Raw genomic sequence first — 13,836 nt, forward strand, 5'->3', positions numbered from 1 at the left:
CCTACAATAACGGGTTCAACTATTCGAATCAGGAGTTTTTCCATGTCTATCGTGACCACCGAATCCGGCCTCAAGTACGAGGACCTGACCGAAGGCACCGGCGACGAAGCCAAGGCCGGCCAGACCGTCAGCGTGCACTACACCGGCTGGCTGACGGACGGCCAGAAGTTCGATTCGAGCAAGGACCGCAACGACCCGTTCGCCTTCGTGCTGGGCGGCGGCATGGTCATCAAGGGCTGGGACGAAGGCGTGCAGGGCATGAAGGTGGGCGGCGTGCGCAAGCTGACGATTCCGCCGCATCTCGGCTACGGCGTGCGCGGCGCGGGCGGCGTGATCCCGCCGAACGCAACGCTCGTGTTCGAAGTCGAGCTGCTCGAGGTCTGATGCCCGCTTGATGCTTCACTGATGCTTCACGGCGCTCGCCTTTTTTGCAACCGCAACCGGTCATCATGAATCCGCACCACCACGCTCCCGTCACCGCGCCTGGCGTCGAATTGCGCCGCTACGGCGCGATCGAGGAAACCGATCTGCACGACTTTCACCAGATCGTGCTCGGCCTCGACGGCGAAATGGAGATGACCGTGAACGGCCAGGGCGAGCGCATCGACAGTTGTTCCGCCTGGCTGATTCCGGCGGGCGCGCGTCACGACTACATGGGCATTGGCGATAACCGCCAGCTCGTGCTCGACCTGCCCGCGGCAACGCTCGCGGTGCCCGAACGGCTGTTCGACAAGGCGCGCGCCGTGCGTCTCGACCCCGCGCTTACGCAGCTCGTGAGCCAGATCGCGCAGCGCGCCGCCATGTCCACACCGTCTCGCGACAGCGCCGACCTGCGCGCGCGACGCTTCCACTGGGACGCCTCGGCGCGTCTGTGCGCGGCATTCATCGCCCAAACCGGCGTGGCTGCAGACGCGCAATTCGGCGCGGCGGCCGGGTTGGACTTTGCCCGTATCGACCGGTGGCTGCGCACGCATCTCGCCCAGCCGCTGCGCATTGCCGATCTCGCCGCGCATTGCGGCTTCGGCATGCGGCGCTTTCATCAGCTTTTTATCGAAGCGTTCGGCGAAACGCCGCATCGCTACCTGCAGCGATTGCGCCTCGACACCGCGCTCACCCTGCTCGCCGACCCGCGCGCCTCGCTTACCGACATCGCGCTCGAAGTGGGCTTCGGCGACCAGAGCGCATTCACGCACGCATTCACGCGCCGCTTTGGGCTCGCGCCCGGCCAGTGGCGCGCGCTGCCGTCACACTGAGCGCGCAAGCGCGGCTCATTCGTCGAAGCGGTATTCCCACTGCGCGTGTGCGCCCACCGCCACGTGCTTGCCCGCGCCCGTCACCACCATCGCGTTCTGGCCGAACGTGAGGCCGCCATCCACGCGCGGATCGGCGCGAAACACCTGAAGGGTGTCGAGCGGTTCTGTGGGCCATTGCGTGTCGCGCTCGCCCGTCTCCTGATCGATCGTCGTGATCGGGCAGCGCGCGCAGGGCTTCACGAAGCGCAGCACGATTTCCTCGCCGCCTGAAGCGGATTCGATGGCGAGCGTGTCGATGAAGTCTTCCTCGAATGCGTCGCCGACATCGCCGACGACGATGTTCGGACGAAAGCGCGCCATCGGCACCGGAGGCGCGCCCTTCGCCGCGAGGCGCTCGTTGAGTTCCGCGAGCGAGGCCTCGCTCGTGACGAGAATCGGAAAGCCGTCGGCGAATTGCGTGGGCGCGTCTTCGCCGTTCGTCCACTTCCGGCTCGCAAGACGCGTCACGTCATGCGCGAAGCGCAGCAGGCGCACCGGCGCGCCAATCGCCTGCGTGAACCATTGCGCCGCGTGATCGCCCTCGTCGAGCGCCTCGAAGTTGTCGTCCCAGACCGAGGCCGGCACGCGCGCCTCGCCGCCGCGCGGCGCGAACGGCAGATGGAGCGCTTCGCTCATGCCTTCCATGGTCAGACGCACGCCATCTTCGACGAACGTGGGCACGATGCGCGCCATCGCCGCGTACTGACGCTGCGTGACGAGCCGGCCGTTTGCGTCGGCGACCATCCAGTGACGGTCCCACTCGATGCCCTTCAGGCCGAGTTGCGCATCGTCGAGCGCGATCGCGCCACACGACTTCACGGGATAGACGAACAATGCACGAACAATGGGCATGGTGAACTCACGGGGAACAAGAAGGAAATGGGTCGAACGGCGCTCGACCCACGATCATACAACCGTCGCTTAAAAGCGCTTACTGCGACCGCTTACGACGTCGCATCGAGCCCGCGCGCGAGATCGTTGCGCACGTCATCGGCGTTTTCGAGGCCAACGGCGAGGCGAATCAGCCCTTCGGTAATGCCCGCCGCGCGCGCTTCCGGCGTGATGCGGCCGTGCGTCGTGGTGGCCGGGTGCGTGATGGTCGTGCGCGTATCGCCGAGATTGCCGGTGATCGAACAGATCTTCGTGCCGTCGATCACGCGCCAGGCGTTCGCGCGCTGCTGCTCCGGTGTCTCGCCCTTCACTTCGAACGAGACAATCGCGCCACCCAGCTTCTGCTGCCGCATGGCGAGCGCATGCTGCGGATGCGACTCGAGACCCGGATAGAACACGCGCTTGATGCCTGGATGTGACTCCAGCCAGCGTGCGATGTGAAGCGCATTGTCCGACTGCTTCTCCACGCGCAGCGACAGCGTTTCCATGCCCTTGAGCAGCACCCACGCGTTGAATGCGGAAAGCGTCGGACCCGCCGTGCGCACGAACGGGAACACCTTCTCCATGATGAACGCCTTCGAGCCCACGAGCGCGCCGCCCAGCACGCGGCCCTGACCGTCGAGGAACTTGGTGGCCGAATGCATCACCACGTCCGCACCAAACTTGAGCGGCTGTTGCAGCGCGGGGCTGCAGAAGCAGTTGTCGACGACGAAGAGCGCGCCCGCCGCCTTCGCGATCTTGCTGACCGCTTCGATGTCGGCCACTTCGGTGAGCGGGTTCGACGGCGTTTCGAGGAAAAACATCTTCGTTTCAGGGCGCACGGCGTTCTTCCATGCATCGAGATCAGTCGGATCGACGAAGGTGGTCGCGATGCCGAACCGGCTGAAGATCTGCGAGAACATGGCGAGCGTCGAGCCGAAAATGCTCTGCGAACTGACGATATGGTCGCCCGCCTGGAGCGCGGCCATCACCACCGACATGATCGCGGCCATGCCCGAGGCCGTGGCCATGCACGCCTCGCCGCCTTCTAGCGTGGCGAGGCGCTCCTGGAACATGGTGACAGTCGGATTCGAGAAACGCGCGTACGTATAGGCGGTTTCGGAATTCTTGAAGCGCTCGGCGGCCTCTGCGGCGCTGCCGAAACAGAAGCTCGACGTGAGGTAGAGCGCTTCGGAATGTTCGTTGAACTCGCTGCGCAGCGTGCCCGAGCGAACGGCCAGCGTGTCGAAGTTGAAGGTGTCGTCCATATTCGTGTTCTCCTTGTCCTGAACCATACTGCTTCAATCCTGCACGCACACGCGCAAAAAAGCCCGCTTTTGCGTCGGCAGAAAGCGGGCTTACGGATTCGGCGAGAACGCGAGCCTCACGCTCGCGTTGCCGGGGGGATCACTCCACCGAGAGTTGCAGGTGCAACTGCGAGCGGGCGCCGCCGTCCATCGCGTCGCTTGCGGCATCGCGGTCCGACTGCGCCTGGGGCGCGAGGCGTGCCGTCTCGATGTTGTCGAGGTAAGCGCTCGTGATGTCACCGGTAATGTAGTCGCCGTCGAAGCACGAAGCCTCGAACTCCTTCAACTCCGGATTGATGTCGCGCACTGCCTTCTTGAGCGAATCCACGTCCTGATACACGAGGTAATCCGCGCCGATGATGCGCGCCACTTCGTCATCGGTGCGGCCATGCGCGACGAGCTCGCCGCGCGTGGGCATGTCGATGCCGTAGACGTTCGGGTACTTCACGGGCGGCGCCGCCGACGCGAAGATCACCTTGGTCGCGCCGGCATCGCGCGCCATCTGCACGATTTCCTGCGAGGTGGTGCCGCGCACGATCGAGTCGTCGATGATCAGCACGTTCTTGCCCTTGAACTCGATGCCCATGGCATTGAGCTTCTGGCGCACCGACTTCTTGCGCATAGCCTGGCCCGGCATGATGAAGGTGCGGCCCACGTAGCGGTTCTTGAAGAAGCCCTCGCGGTATTCCACGCCGAGCTTGTTCGCGACCTGCATCGCGGCGGGGCGCGACGAGTCGGGAATCGGCATGACCACGTCGATCTTCACGTCGGGCAGTTCGCGCTTGATCTTCTCGGCGAGATAGTCGCCCATGCGCAGACGCGCGTTGTACACGGGCACGCCGTCGAGCACCGAGTCCGGACGCGCGAGATACACGAGTTCGAAGATGCAGGGGTTCAGCGTCGGAGCCGTAGCGCATTGCTGCGAGTGGAAGTTGCCTTCGAAGTCGATGAACACCGCTTCGCCGGGCCGAACGTCGCGCACGAATTCGAAGCCGATGCCTTCGAGCGCCACCGATTCCGATGCGAGCATCCACTCGGTGCCTTCGGGCGTTTCCATCTTGCCGATGCACAGCGGGCGAATGCCGAACGGGTCGCGGAACGCGAGCAGGCCGTAGCCGGAGATCAGCGAGACGATCGCGTAGGAGCCGCGCAGGCGGCGGTGCACGCCCGAGACCGCCTTGAAGAGCGCCGCCGGATCGAGTTCGAGGCCGGTGGTGGCGAGCTGCACTTCGTGCGCGAGCACGTTGAGCAGCACTTCGGTGTCGGAATGGGTGTTGATGTGGCGGCGGTCCACACGGAACATCTCTTCCTTCAACTGTTGCCAGTTCGTGAGATTGCCGTTGTGGGCGAGGACGATGCCGAACGGCGCGTTCACGTAGAACGGCTGGGCTTCTTCTTCGCTCGACGCCGAGCCGGCGGTCGGATAGCGCACCTGGCCGATGCCGCTGGTGCCGGGGAGGCTACGCATGTTGCGCGTGCGGAACACGTCGCGCACCATGCCGTTGGCCTTATGCATGTGGAACGTGCTGCCGTTCGCGGTGGCAATGCCGGCCGCGTCCTGACCGCGGTGCTGCAGGAGCAGCAGCGCGTCATAGAGGAGCTGGTTGACGGGAGAGCGGGAAACTACGCCTACGATGCCGCACATGGCAGGTCCTTCAAAAAAGCGAAATCGGTCGCGGGTCGGCCAGGTTCATCCACACCGGTCGAGCGCCGCAAATGGGCAGTGTTGCCGGGAAGCTTCGCCTCGCATCGCGTCCGATCAGCTTCTGATCAGACGTGAACGTAGGCCGCGAGCGCCTCGGGCAACAGCGGTTTCAGTTCGAGCACGCCCTGCACGGCATACGGCCGCAGCAGCGCGTGGCGCCAGAAGTCCTGCTGGGGCAGCTCGGTCAGCCCGCCGAGGACGACGAGGATCAGCACCAGCACGACGCCTCGCACGAGGCCGAACATCATCCCGAGCGAACGGTCCACGCCGGACAATCCGCTCACCTGCACCAGACGGCCGATCAGTGCGTTGCCCACGCCGGCCACGAGCACCACGACAATGACGATCAGCGCAAAGGCGATCAGCCACTGGGTGAGCGCCCCACCCGGCCAGTTCGCCGGAATCCAGGGCACCACGTGGTCCACGTAGCGGCAGGCCACGAGCAACGCCGCGATCCAGCCGATCAATCCAAAAATCTCGCCGATCAAGCCCCGCCACGCGCCGCGCAGCGCCGACAGGCCGATCACCGCCATTACAGCGTAGTCGAATGCGGTGAACATCGACTGGTTATTCCGCGTTCGCGTTCGAGCCCGCCATCAGGCCCGCGCCGCGCACCTTGGCGATCGCCGCCGTAGCCGAGGCGCGGTCCGGGAACGGGCCCGCGCGCAGTAGCGTGCGCGTCGTGCCGTCGGCTTCCTTACGCTGTTCGGTATATGCGGGTACACCCGCCGCTTTCAACTTCGTGACCCAATTGTTCGCCGCCGTGCTGTTCGAGAACGCGCCGAGCTGTACCGCGAAGCGCGCACCCGGAGGGGCGGCGGGTGTGGCGGATTCGGCTTTCGCGCCGTTGCCGTCGCTGGTGTCGTCGCTGTCGTTTGCGGCGGTCGCCGTCGTCGGCTTGCTGTTCGCGGCGACAGCCGTGCTGGCCGAAGCCGCGGGCTTGGCGGCGGGCTTTTGCGCCTGAGCGGTTTGTGTCGATTGAGCGGGAGCGGCTGCCGCCTGTGCGGGCTTTTTCGCGGGCGTTGCCGGCGCTTGATCCGTGGTCTGCGCGCTTTGCGTGGCTGCGGCGCTCGACGCGGCCGCGAGACCCGACGCGCCAGGCGTCGCTTCCGTGGCTGCGGGATTGTCGGGCGCGACGCCGGCTTGCGTGTCTTCGGCGTCGTGTTGGCGCGCGGCGGCCTTGTCGGCCGGGCGGCTCGGAATGTCGATGGCGATGTCGTCGGTGACGGGCTTCGGGTGCGAATCGAGCACCATCGGCAGGATCACGATGGCCGCGAGCACCAGCGCGATCGCGCCGACGAGTCGGCGGCGCGCGCGTTGCTTTTCAGGGAGCGTGGGGTCGAGCAGCATTGCCTCGGCGTCACCGGACCGGTCCGGCCGGCGGCTGCGCCGCTCCACGCGCGTGCTCTGATTGCTGCGCCGGCTGGAGCCGGACTCAGTGCCGCGCCGGCGGGGCGCGTCAGCGTCATCTTTCTTGCCGAACGAGAAAATTCCCATGTATGGCTTGCTGTTGGCCTACCTGGCCTGTCTTACGTGGGCGGCGTGCGGGTGCCGGGCGGTCAGTGTTGCTGCGACTTTCGCCAGGCCATGACCCCGGCAACCGTCAGGAAACTTCCGAAAACAAGAATTCTATCATTTTCGGTAGCGCGTTTTAGCGCATCTTGAAAAGCGGCAGCGGGGCTTTCATAGCGCGTCACGCTGCTATCGGTGCCATCCGTCACGCCCGCTTCGCGCAGCACTTCTTCGAGCTGTCCGGCGGTGGCCGCGCGCGGCAGCGGCAGATCGGTCACGCACCAGTGGTCGATCTCGCCCTTCAGGTGCTCGATCACGCCCGCAATGTCCTTGTCGCGCATCGCGCCAAACACGGCGTAGGTGTACGGAAAATAGCCCATGCTGCCGAGATTCTGACCCAGCACCGCCGCCGCGTGCGGGTTGTGGCCAACGTCGAGAATGATCGATGGCTTGCCCGGCAGCACCTGGAAGCGGCCCGGCAGTTCGACGTTGGCGAGGCCGAGGCGAATGTCCTGCGCGGAAACCGGCAGCCGGTCGCGCAGCGCTTCGAGGCCCGCGAGCGCAGCCGACGTGTTGATGAGCTGGTTCGCGCCACGCAGCGCCGGATAGGCGAGCGCCGAGCGCCGCATCGTCGGGCCGACGTAGCTCCATTGCTGGCGTTCGCTGCCCGGCTGCCCTTCGTAGCGGAAATCGCGGCCGAAGAGCCACAGTTCGGCGCCGATCGCCTCAGCATGGTCGATGAGCGACTGCGGCGCCATCGGGTCGGCGCAGATCGCGGGCTTGCCCGCGCGGAAGATGCCGGCCTTCTCGAACGCGATCTTCTCGCGCGTGTCGCCGAGGTACTCCGTGTGGTCGAGGTCGATGCTCGTGATGATCGCGCAGTCGGTGTCGAGCACGTTGACGGCGTCCAGACGCCCGCCCAGACCCACCTCGAAGATCACGGCGTCGAGCCCGCGCGAGGCGAACAGATGCATGATCGCGAGCGTCGTGAATTCGAAGTACGTGAGCGTAACGGGCTTGGCGAGCGAATTGCGCGCGGCTTCCACGGCTTCGAAGTGCGGCAGCAGCTCGGCGTCGCTGGCCTGCTGGCCGTCCACGCGCGCGCGCTCGTTGAACTCGAGCAGATGCGGCGACGTGTGGCAGCCGACGTGATAGCCCGCCTTGAGCAGGATCGTTTCGAGAATCGCGCAGGTCGAGCCCTTCCCGTTCGTGCCGCCCACCGTGAAGATCGGGCATGCGAACTTGAGATCCAGCGCGTCCTTCACCTGACGGATGCGGTCGAGCCCCATGTCGATGCCGACCGGATGCGCGGTTTCAAGGTGCGTGAGCCACGCGTCGAGGGTGGGAAAGGTACTCATCGGGATAAAAATGGCCTGGTACTGCGCGTGAGACGCCGCCTAAGGCGGAGGGTTCACACGAATGATCCGCTTCGAAAGAACGGCATTATCGCGGAAATGACAACGCGCCGCTTGCTTTCGCTCGCGGCGCGTTCGGTAAAGCGTTGCGGCTGCGGCGCGTGCGGCACCGCAGATCGCTCAATGCGAGGCTCAGGCCACCGCGTCGGCGGGCTGACGCTGCAGCAGCGCCAGCATTTGCGCGATTTCGTCGCGCAGCTTGCGGCGGTCCAGAATCATGTCGATCGCGCCCTTCTGCAGCAGGAATTCGGCGCGCTGGAAGCCTTCCGGCAGCTTTTCGCGCACGGTCTGCTCGATCACGCGCGGGCCGGCAAAGCCGATCAGCGCCTTCGGCTCGGCGATCACCACGTCGCCAAGGAACGCGAAGCTCGCCGATACGCCGCCCATCGTCGGGTCGGTCAGCACGGAAATGAACGGCAGTTTGGCTTCGGCCAGCTTGGTCAGCATGGCCGTGGTCTTGGCCATCTGCATGAGCGAAAGCAGGCTTTCCTGCATGCGGGCGCCGCCCGAAGCCGTGAAGCAGATGAACGGCACTTGCTGCTCGAGCGCGTTTTGCGCGCCGCGCGCGAAGCGCTCGCCCACCACCGAGCCCATCGAGCCGCCCATGAACGAGAACTCGAAGCAGGCCACCACCACGGGCAGCGTGCGAATCGCGCCGCCCATCACCACCATGGCGTCGGTTTCGCCGGTATCGTCCATCGCCTCTTTCAGGCGGTCGGGGTACTTGCGGCTGTCCTTGAACTTGAGCGCGTCGACCGGGATGATTTCCTGGCCGATTTCATAGCGGCCTTCCGGATCGAGCAGGCCGTCCAGACGCTCGCGCGCGCCAATGCGCATGTGGTGATCGCACTTCGGGCAAACGTGGAGATTTGCCTCGACGTCGTTGCGGTACAGGACCGCTTCGCACGACGGGCACTTGATCCACAACCCTTCCGGAATGCTCTTGCGGCTTTTCGGATCGGTTTGCTTGATCTTGGGCGGCAGCAGTTTGTCGAGCCAGCTCATTGATGTTCCTTCCTTGACCTTCGTGATGCGCGGGCGCGGCGGATCGATTCAATTAACCGATCGGTAAAACCGACCGGGTTCCGACCCCGACCGCGCATGGCGAAAAGTGGATTTTACAGCAGTCTCGGAACTAGCCGACAGACACTTCGTCCAACGCCGTTCGAATGCCCGTGATGAATTGCGTGAGCGTGTCGGCGGCCGTTTCCGGCGCAGCCTGTTCGAGCAGCTGGACAATGCGGCTGCCGATCACCACGGCGTCCGACACCTGCGCCACGGCGGCAGCCGTTTGCGCGTCGCGAATGCCGAAGCCCACACCCACGGGCAGCGAGACATGCTTCTTGATCGCCGGAATTTTACCCGCGATGCTCGAAACGTCCAGATTGGCTGCGCCCGTCACGCCCTTGAGCGAGACGTAGTACACATAGCCGCTTGCGGCGGCGCCCACTTCGGCGATGCGTTCATCGGTCGAAGTCGGCGCGAGCAGGAAGATCGGATCGATGTCGGCGGCCTTCATCTTCGCTGCGAACTCGACCGACTCTTCGGGCGGATAGTCCACCACGAGCACGCCGTCCACGCCCGCTTCGTTAGCGGCCTGCGCGAACGCGTCAGCGCCCATGCGCTCGATCGGATTGGCATAGCCCATCAGCACGACGGGCGTCTTGTTGTCGGTTTCGCGAAAGCGCTTCACATCGGCGAGCACGCTCTTGAGCGTCACGCCCTTCTCGAGCGCGCGTTCGGACGACTGCTGGATCACGGGGCCGTCGGCCATCGGGTCCGAGAACGGCACGCCGAGTTCGATGACATCGGCGCCGCCTGCGGCCAGCGCGTGCATGAATTCGACGGTGCGCGCGGGATCGGGGTCGCCTGCCGTCATGAACGGGATCAGGCCTTTGCGGCCCTGGGCGGCGAGCGCCTCGAACGTGGTCTTGATACGGGACATTTCAGGGTCCTCAGCTTTTAGGCGTTACTGCGCGTGGGTCCGGCGGCGGCGCATCAGGCGCCGGCCGCAACGGCGCTTGCGGCGGCCGCGCTGACGCGTTCGCGCGCGATCGCGCAGTAACTTTCGTTAATTTCATAGCCGACGAATTCGCGTTGCTGACGCGCGCAAGCCACTGCCGTGGTGCCGCTGCCCATGAACGGGTCCAGCACGCGGCCGCCCGGCGGGCAGCTCGCAAGCACCATGCGCTCGACGATCTCCAAAGGCTTCTGGGTGGGATGATCCACGCGCTCCGCGTGCTGGCGATGCAGCCGCGAGACGGACCAGACGTCCTTGGGGTTGTAGCCGAGCTCCAGCCACTTGCTGCCTTCGAACAACTTGCGCGAACGCGCCTTCTTCGTGGCGGCATCGTACGGGATGCGGACGGGATCGAGATCGAAGTAATAGTCTTTCGAAACCGCGAAGAAACCGATGTTGTCGTGCACCGAGGTGAAACGGCGCGTCGTGCCGCCCATGCTGGGTACGCGACGATCCCAGACGATCTCGTTGACCATCGTGAGTTTCGACTTGAGATAAACGAAGATCTCGGGCGCGTACTGCCACGTGCAGAACACGTAGAGCGAGCCCGTGGGCTTGAGCTTCGGAATCGCCAGGTCGAGCCATTCGTACGTCCAGGCGAGGAAGTTCTCGCCCGAACGCATGTCGGAGTCGTTGCCGTAGTCCTTGCCGAGCCCATAAGGCGGGTCGGCGACGATCAGATCGATCGAGGCATCGGGCAGGTTGGCTGCATCGGTCAGAAAATCGCGGTTCAGGAGCCGGATGGTTTCCGGCACGACCGGCACCGCGGGTAGCACGGCTGCGTTGGCAACCACTTCGGCGGCTTCCAGAGCAGCCGCTTCCGCGTTCGCCTCGCCCACTTGTGCCGGCACTTCCGGCTCGTCGAACTCGTCACGCATCGCTTACGTCGCTCCGGGCGCTCAGAACTGGATGCCCGATCGCTCGGCGACCGTGTGCATGTCCTTGTCGCCGCGGCCCGACAGGTTCACCAGCAGGATTTTCTCCTTCGGCAACGTCGGTGCGAGCTTCGCCGCGTACGCGAGCGCATGGCTCGATTCGAGCGCGGGAATGATGCCTTCGATGCGGCAGCAGTCGTGGAAGCCCTTGAGCGCTTCCTCGTCGTCGATGGTGACGTACTGCGCGCGGCCGCTGTCCTTGAGCCACGCGTGCTCGGGGCCCACGCCCGGATAATCGAGGCCTGCCGAAACCGAATGCGTCTCGATGATCTGGCCGTTCTCGTCCTGCAGCAGGTAGGTGCGATTGCCGTGCAGCACGCCCACGGTGCCCGCCGCGAGCGAGGCGGCGTGACGGCCCGTGTCCATGCCGTCGCCGGCAGGCTCGACGCCGATCAACTGCACCGAAGTGTCCTCGATATACGGGTAAAAGATGCCCATCGCGTTCGAACCGCCGCCCACACAGGCGATCACCGAGTCGGGCTGGCGGCCCGTCATTTCAGGCATCTGCACGCGGCATTCGTCGCCGATCACGCGCTGGAAGTCACGCACCATCATCGGGTACGGATGCGGGCCCGCCACCGTGCCGATGATGTAGAACGTGTTTTCGACGTTGGTGACCCAGTCGCGCATGGCTTCGTTCAGCGCATCCTTGAGCGTGCGCGAGCCCGACTCGACCGGAACCACGGTCGCGCCCAGCAGCTTCATGCGGTAGACGTTGGCGGCCTGGCGGCGCACGTCTTCGGCGCCCATGTAGACCACGCATTCCATGCCGAAGCGCGCCGCGATGGTCGCGGTGGCCACGCCGTGCTGACCCGCGCCGGTTTCGGCGATCACGCGCGGCTTGCCCATGCGCTTGGCGAGCAGCGCCTGGCCGATCACGTTGTTCACCTTGTGCGCGCCGGTGTGATTCAGGTCTTCGCGCTTGAGGTAAATCTGCGCGCCGCCCAGCAGCTCGCTCCAGCGCTGCGCGTGATAAATCGGCGACGGACGGCCGACAAAATGCTTCAACTCGCGCTCATATTCGGCGCGGAAGTCGGGATCGTCCTTGTATTTCGCGTAGGCGTCGCGCAGTTCGTCGATCGCCTGCATGAGGGTTTCGGCAGCGAAAACGCCGCCATAAGGGCCGAAATGGCCACGTTCATCTGGCAAATTGTACATAAGTCACTCGCTCGACCGGACTTGGGAAGGCCCACGTTGCGTGGACCGTGCCGGCCAAAGGGGCATGCGCCCCGGATTCATCCCGCGTCCGCTTCGCGCACTGCGCGCACGAACGCCGCCATGCGGGCGTGATCCTTCACGCCCTTTGCGCCCGGAACCTCGATGCCACTGGAGACATCGACAGCGAACGGACGCACCTGGCGAATCGCATCACCGACGTTTTGCGCGTTCAAGCCACCACTCAAAACGGCCCGACGCCCGAGCCCTGCGGGAATAAGTGACCAATCGAAGACCTTTCCGCCGCCGCCGTAACCTTCGACATGGGTGTCGAACAACAGGCCGCTGGCTGATGAATAACGATTAGCCGATTCTATCAAATCGGCCTGCTGAGTATCGGCCGCCACTCGCAGCGCGCGCAACCAGGGCAAACCGGCAACGGAAGCGAGCGACTCGCACTGCTCGGGCGTTTCGTCGCCGTGGAACTGGAGCATGGTTAGCGAGACATTGCTCGCCACTTCGCTCATCCACTGCGGCGTGGCATTCACGAAGAGACCCACGACCGACACGAACGGCGGCAGGTCGTGCGTCAGCTCGACCGCCTGCGCCACGCTCACCGAGCGCGGGCTGGGCGGATAGAACACGAGGCCGACGGCGTCCGCGCCGAGGTCGATGGCGTGCGCGAGCGCCTCGGGCGTCGAAAGTCCGCACAGCTTGATGCGGGTGCGGTGCGCGGGGGCGGATGGCTCGGCTGACGTCATGATCGTAAGTGCGGTGTCGGTCTCGATGATTCAAGCGGGCGGCGCTTCAGGCACGGCCTTCGGGCGCGTCGCTCCAGATCGCGCTCCACGGCACACTGGCCGTATGCGGCGCGGGTACCGCGAACTCGTCAGGATAGCCTACCTGGGCGAGATAGAGGCCGTCGGGCATGAAGGTCGGCGCGGCCACGGTGCGGTCGCGGCCAGCCAGCACTTCAGCCATCCACGAGGCCGGATAGCGCCCTCGCCCCACGGCCACGAGGCAACCCATCAGGTTGCGGACCATGTGATGCAGGAACGCGTTGGCGCGAAAGCGGAAGTGGATGAAATCGCCCTGCGGCCGGATGTCGATCTGGTACAGATGCTTGACCGGCGTCTTCGCCTGGCATTCCGACGAGCGGAACGACGAAAAATCGTGCTCGCCGATGAGATGCGCCGCCGCCTCGCGCATGGCATCGACGTCGAGCGGCGTGTGGATCCAGCCCGCGCGGGCCGCCAGCATCGGCGAGCGCACGGGGTTCACGTACAGCACGTAGTAGTAGGTGCGCTCGAACGCCGCGAAGCGCGCGTGGAACGCTTCGGGCATCGGCTTGGCCCACTGCACCGCCACCGTGGAGGGCAGAAACGCGTTGGTGCCGCGCACCCACGAGAACGGCGTGCGGTCGAGATCGGTGTCGAAGTGCACGACCTGGCCGAGCCCGTGCACGCCCGTGTCGGTGCGGCCCGCGACGACGGTGGACAGCGGCACGGTGGCGAACTCGCGCAGCGCGCGCTCGAGCGCGTCCTGCACCGTCTTGCCGTGCGGCTGCGACTGCCAGCCGCAGAAGGCGGCGCCGTCGTACTGGATTCCTAGCGCGATACGCATAC

General features: G+C 65.3%; 14 protein-coding genes. 2 read left to right on the forward strand and 12 right to left on the reverse strand.

The window, feature by feature from the left end:
- Positions 1-42 precede the first annotated feature (42 nt).
- Positions 43-384 (forward strand): FKBP-type peptidyl-prolyl cis-trans isomerase, encoded by a 342-nt coding sequence (locus FAZ97_RS22195; protein WP_158760551.1) that lies wholly within the window; start codon positions 43-45, stop codon positions 382-384.
- Between the two features lie 65 nt (positions 385-449).
- Positions 450-1,253, forward strand: a complete 804-nt coding sequence (locus FAZ97_RS22200; protein WP_158760552.1) for an AraC family transcriptional regulator — start codon at positions 450-452, stop codon at positions 1,251-1,253.
- Positions 1,254-1,268: 15 nt separating this feature from the next.
- On the opposite strand, the gene FAZ97_RS22205 is transcribed toward FAZ97_RS22200, so the two are convergent.
- The 12 genes from FAZ97_RS22205 to truA form a co-directional block, all read right to left on the reverse strand.
- Positions 1,269-2,144, reverse strand: coding sequence for an MOSC domain-containing protein (locus FAZ97_RS22205; protein ID WP_158760553.1), 876 nt, complete (start codon positions 2,142-2,144; stop codon positions 1,269-1,271).
- A gap of 92 nt (positions 2,145-2,236) precedes the next feature.
- On the reverse strand, positions 2,237-3,430 hold the full coding sequence (locus FAZ97_RS22210) for an O-succinylhomoserine sulfhydrylase (RefSeq protein ID WP_158760554.1): 1,194 nt from the start codon (positions 3,428-3,430) through the stop codon (positions 2,237-2,239).
- Between the two features lie 139 nt (positions 3,431-3,569).
- Entirely contained in the window at positions 3,570-5,114 is a 1,545-nt protein-coding gene (gene purF / locus FAZ97_RS22215) for an amidophosphoribosyltransferase (protein ID WP_158760555.1), read from the reverse strand.
- Positions 5,115-5,239: 125 nt separating this feature from the next.
- The gene (locus FAZ97_RS22220; protein WP_158760556.1) at positions 5,240-5,734 is read right to left on the reverse strand and encodes a CvpA family protein; all 495 of its coding nucleotides are present in this window, start codon (positions 5,732-5,734) and stop codon (positions 5,240-5,242) included.
- 7 nt (positions 5,735-5,741) lie between these two features.
- Positions 5,742-6,671: an SPOR domain-containing protein gene (locus tag FAZ97_RS22225; protein WP_158760557.1), complete on the reverse strand. Its 930-nt coding sequence runs from the start codon at positions 6,669-6,671 to the stop codon at positions 5,742-5,744.
- Between the two features lie 62 nt (positions 6,672-6,733).
- Positions 6,734-8,044: a bifunctional tetrahydrofolate synthase/dihydrofolate synthase gene (folC, locus tag FAZ97_RS22230; protein ID WP_158760558.1), complete on the reverse strand. Its 1,311-nt coding sequence runs from the start codon at positions 8,042-8,044 to the stop codon at positions 6,734-6,736.
- Between the two features lie 189 nt (positions 8,045-8,233).
- Positions 8,234-9,106, reverse strand: coding sequence for an acetyl-CoA carboxylase, carboxyltransferase subunit beta (accD, locus tag FAZ97_RS22235; RefSeq protein WP_158760559.1), 873 nt, complete (start codon positions 9,104-9,106; stop codon positions 8,234-8,236).
- A gap of 130 nt (positions 9,107-9,236) precedes the next feature.
- Entirely contained in the window at positions 9,237-10,046 is an 810-nt protein-coding gene (trpA, locus tag FAZ97_RS22240; protein ID WP_158760560.1) for a tryptophan synthase subunit alpha, read from the reverse strand.
- A 53-nt stretch (positions 10,047-10,099) separates the two neighbouring features.
- On the reverse strand, positions 10,100-10,999 hold the full coding sequence (locus tag FAZ97_RS22245; RefSeq protein WP_158760561.1) for a DNA-methyltransferase: 900 nt from the start codon (positions 10,997-10,999) through the stop codon (positions 10,100-10,102).
- Between the two features lie 21 nt (positions 11,000-11,020).
- Positions 11,021-12,214: a tryptophan synthase subunit beta gene (trpB, locus tag FAZ97_RS22250; protein ID WP_158760562.1), complete on the reverse strand. Its 1,194-nt coding sequence runs from the start codon at positions 12,212-12,214 to the stop codon at positions 11,021-11,023.
- Positions 12,215-12,291: 77 nt separating this feature from the next.
- Positions 12,292-12,972, reverse strand: a complete 681-nt coding sequence (locus FAZ97_RS22255) for a phosphoribosylanthranilate isomerase (protein WP_158760563.1) — start codon at positions 12,970-12,972, stop codon at positions 12,292-12,294.
- A gap of 46 nt (positions 12,973-13,018) precedes the next feature.
- A complete protein-coding gene (gene truA, locus FAZ97_RS22260; protein ID WP_158760564.1) occupies positions 13,019-13,834 on the reverse strand; it encodes a tRNA pseudouridine(38-40) synthase TruA in 816 nt (271 codons plus the stop codon).
- Between the last annotated feature and the right edge of the window lie 2 nt (positions 13,835-13,836).

This window comes from Paraburkholderia acidiphila (genome assembly GCF_009789655.1).
GTDB classification, from domain to species: Bacteria; Pseudomonadota; Gammaproteobacteria; order Burkholderiales; family Burkholderiaceae; genus Paraburkholderia; species Paraburkholderia acidiphila.

What these genes read in the sequence shown, in the direction of transcription:
- accD (WP_158760559.1), bottom strand. Translation starts at nt 9,106, where the DNA reads ATGAGCTGGCTCGACAAACTGCTGCCGCCCAAGATCAAGCAAACCGAT.
- FAZ97_RS22210 (WP_158760554.1), bottom strand. Translation starts at nt 3,430, where the DNA reads ATGGACGACACCTTCAACTTCGACACGCTGGCCGTTCGCTCGGGCACG.
- FAZ97_RS22245 (WP_158760561.1), bottom strand. Translation starts at nt 10,999, where the DNA reads ATGCGTGACGAGTTCGACGAGCCGGAAGTGCCGGCACAAGTGGGCGAG.
- truA (WP_158760564.1), bottom strand. Translation starts at nt 13,834, where the DNA reads ATGCGTATCGCGCTAGGAATCCAGTACGACGGCGCCGCCTTCTGCGGC.
- trpB (WP_158760562.1), bottom strand. Translation starts at nt 12,214, where the DNA reads ATGTACAATTTGCCAGATGAACGTGGCCATTTCGGCCCTTATGGCGGC.
- FAZ97_RS22205 (WP_158760553.1), bottom strand. Translation starts at nt 2,144, where the DNA reads ATGCCCATTGTTCGTGCATTGTTCGTCTATCCCGTGAAGTCGTGTGGC.
- trpA (WP_158760560.1), bottom strand. Translation starts at nt 10,046, where the DNA reads ATGTCCCGTATCAAGACCACGTTCGAGGCGCTCGCCGCCCAGGGCCGC.
- FAZ97_RS22195 (WP_158760551.1), top strand. Translation starts at nt 43, where the DNA reads ATGTCTATCGTGACCACCGAATCCGGCCTCAAGTACGAGGACCTGACC.
- FAZ97_RS22220 (WP_158760556.1), bottom strand. Translation starts at nt 5,734, where the DNA reads ATGTTCACCGCATTCGACTACGCTGTAATGGCGGTGATCGGCCTGTCG.
- FAZ97_RS22200 (WP_158760552.1), top strand. Translation starts at nt 450, where the DNA reads ATGAATCCGCACCACCACGCTCCCGTCACCGCGCCTGGCGTCGAATTG.
- FAZ97_RS22255 (WP_158760563.1), bottom strand. Translation starts at nt 12,972, where the DNA reads ATGACGTCAGCCGAGCCATCCGCCCCCGCGCACCGCACCCGCATCAAG.
- FAZ97_RS22225 (WP_158760557.1), bottom strand. Translation starts at nt 6,671, where the DNA reads ATGGGAATTTTCTCGTTCGGCAAGAAAGATGACGCTGACGCGCCCCGC.
- folC (WP_158760558.1), bottom strand. Translation starts at nt 8,044, where the DNA reads ATGAGTACCTTTCCCACCCTCGACGCGTGGCTCACGCACCTTGAAACC.
- purF (WP_158760555.1), bottom strand. Translation starts at nt 5,114, where the DNA reads ATGTGCGGCATCGTAGGCGTAGTTTCCCGCTCTCCCGTCAACCAGCTC.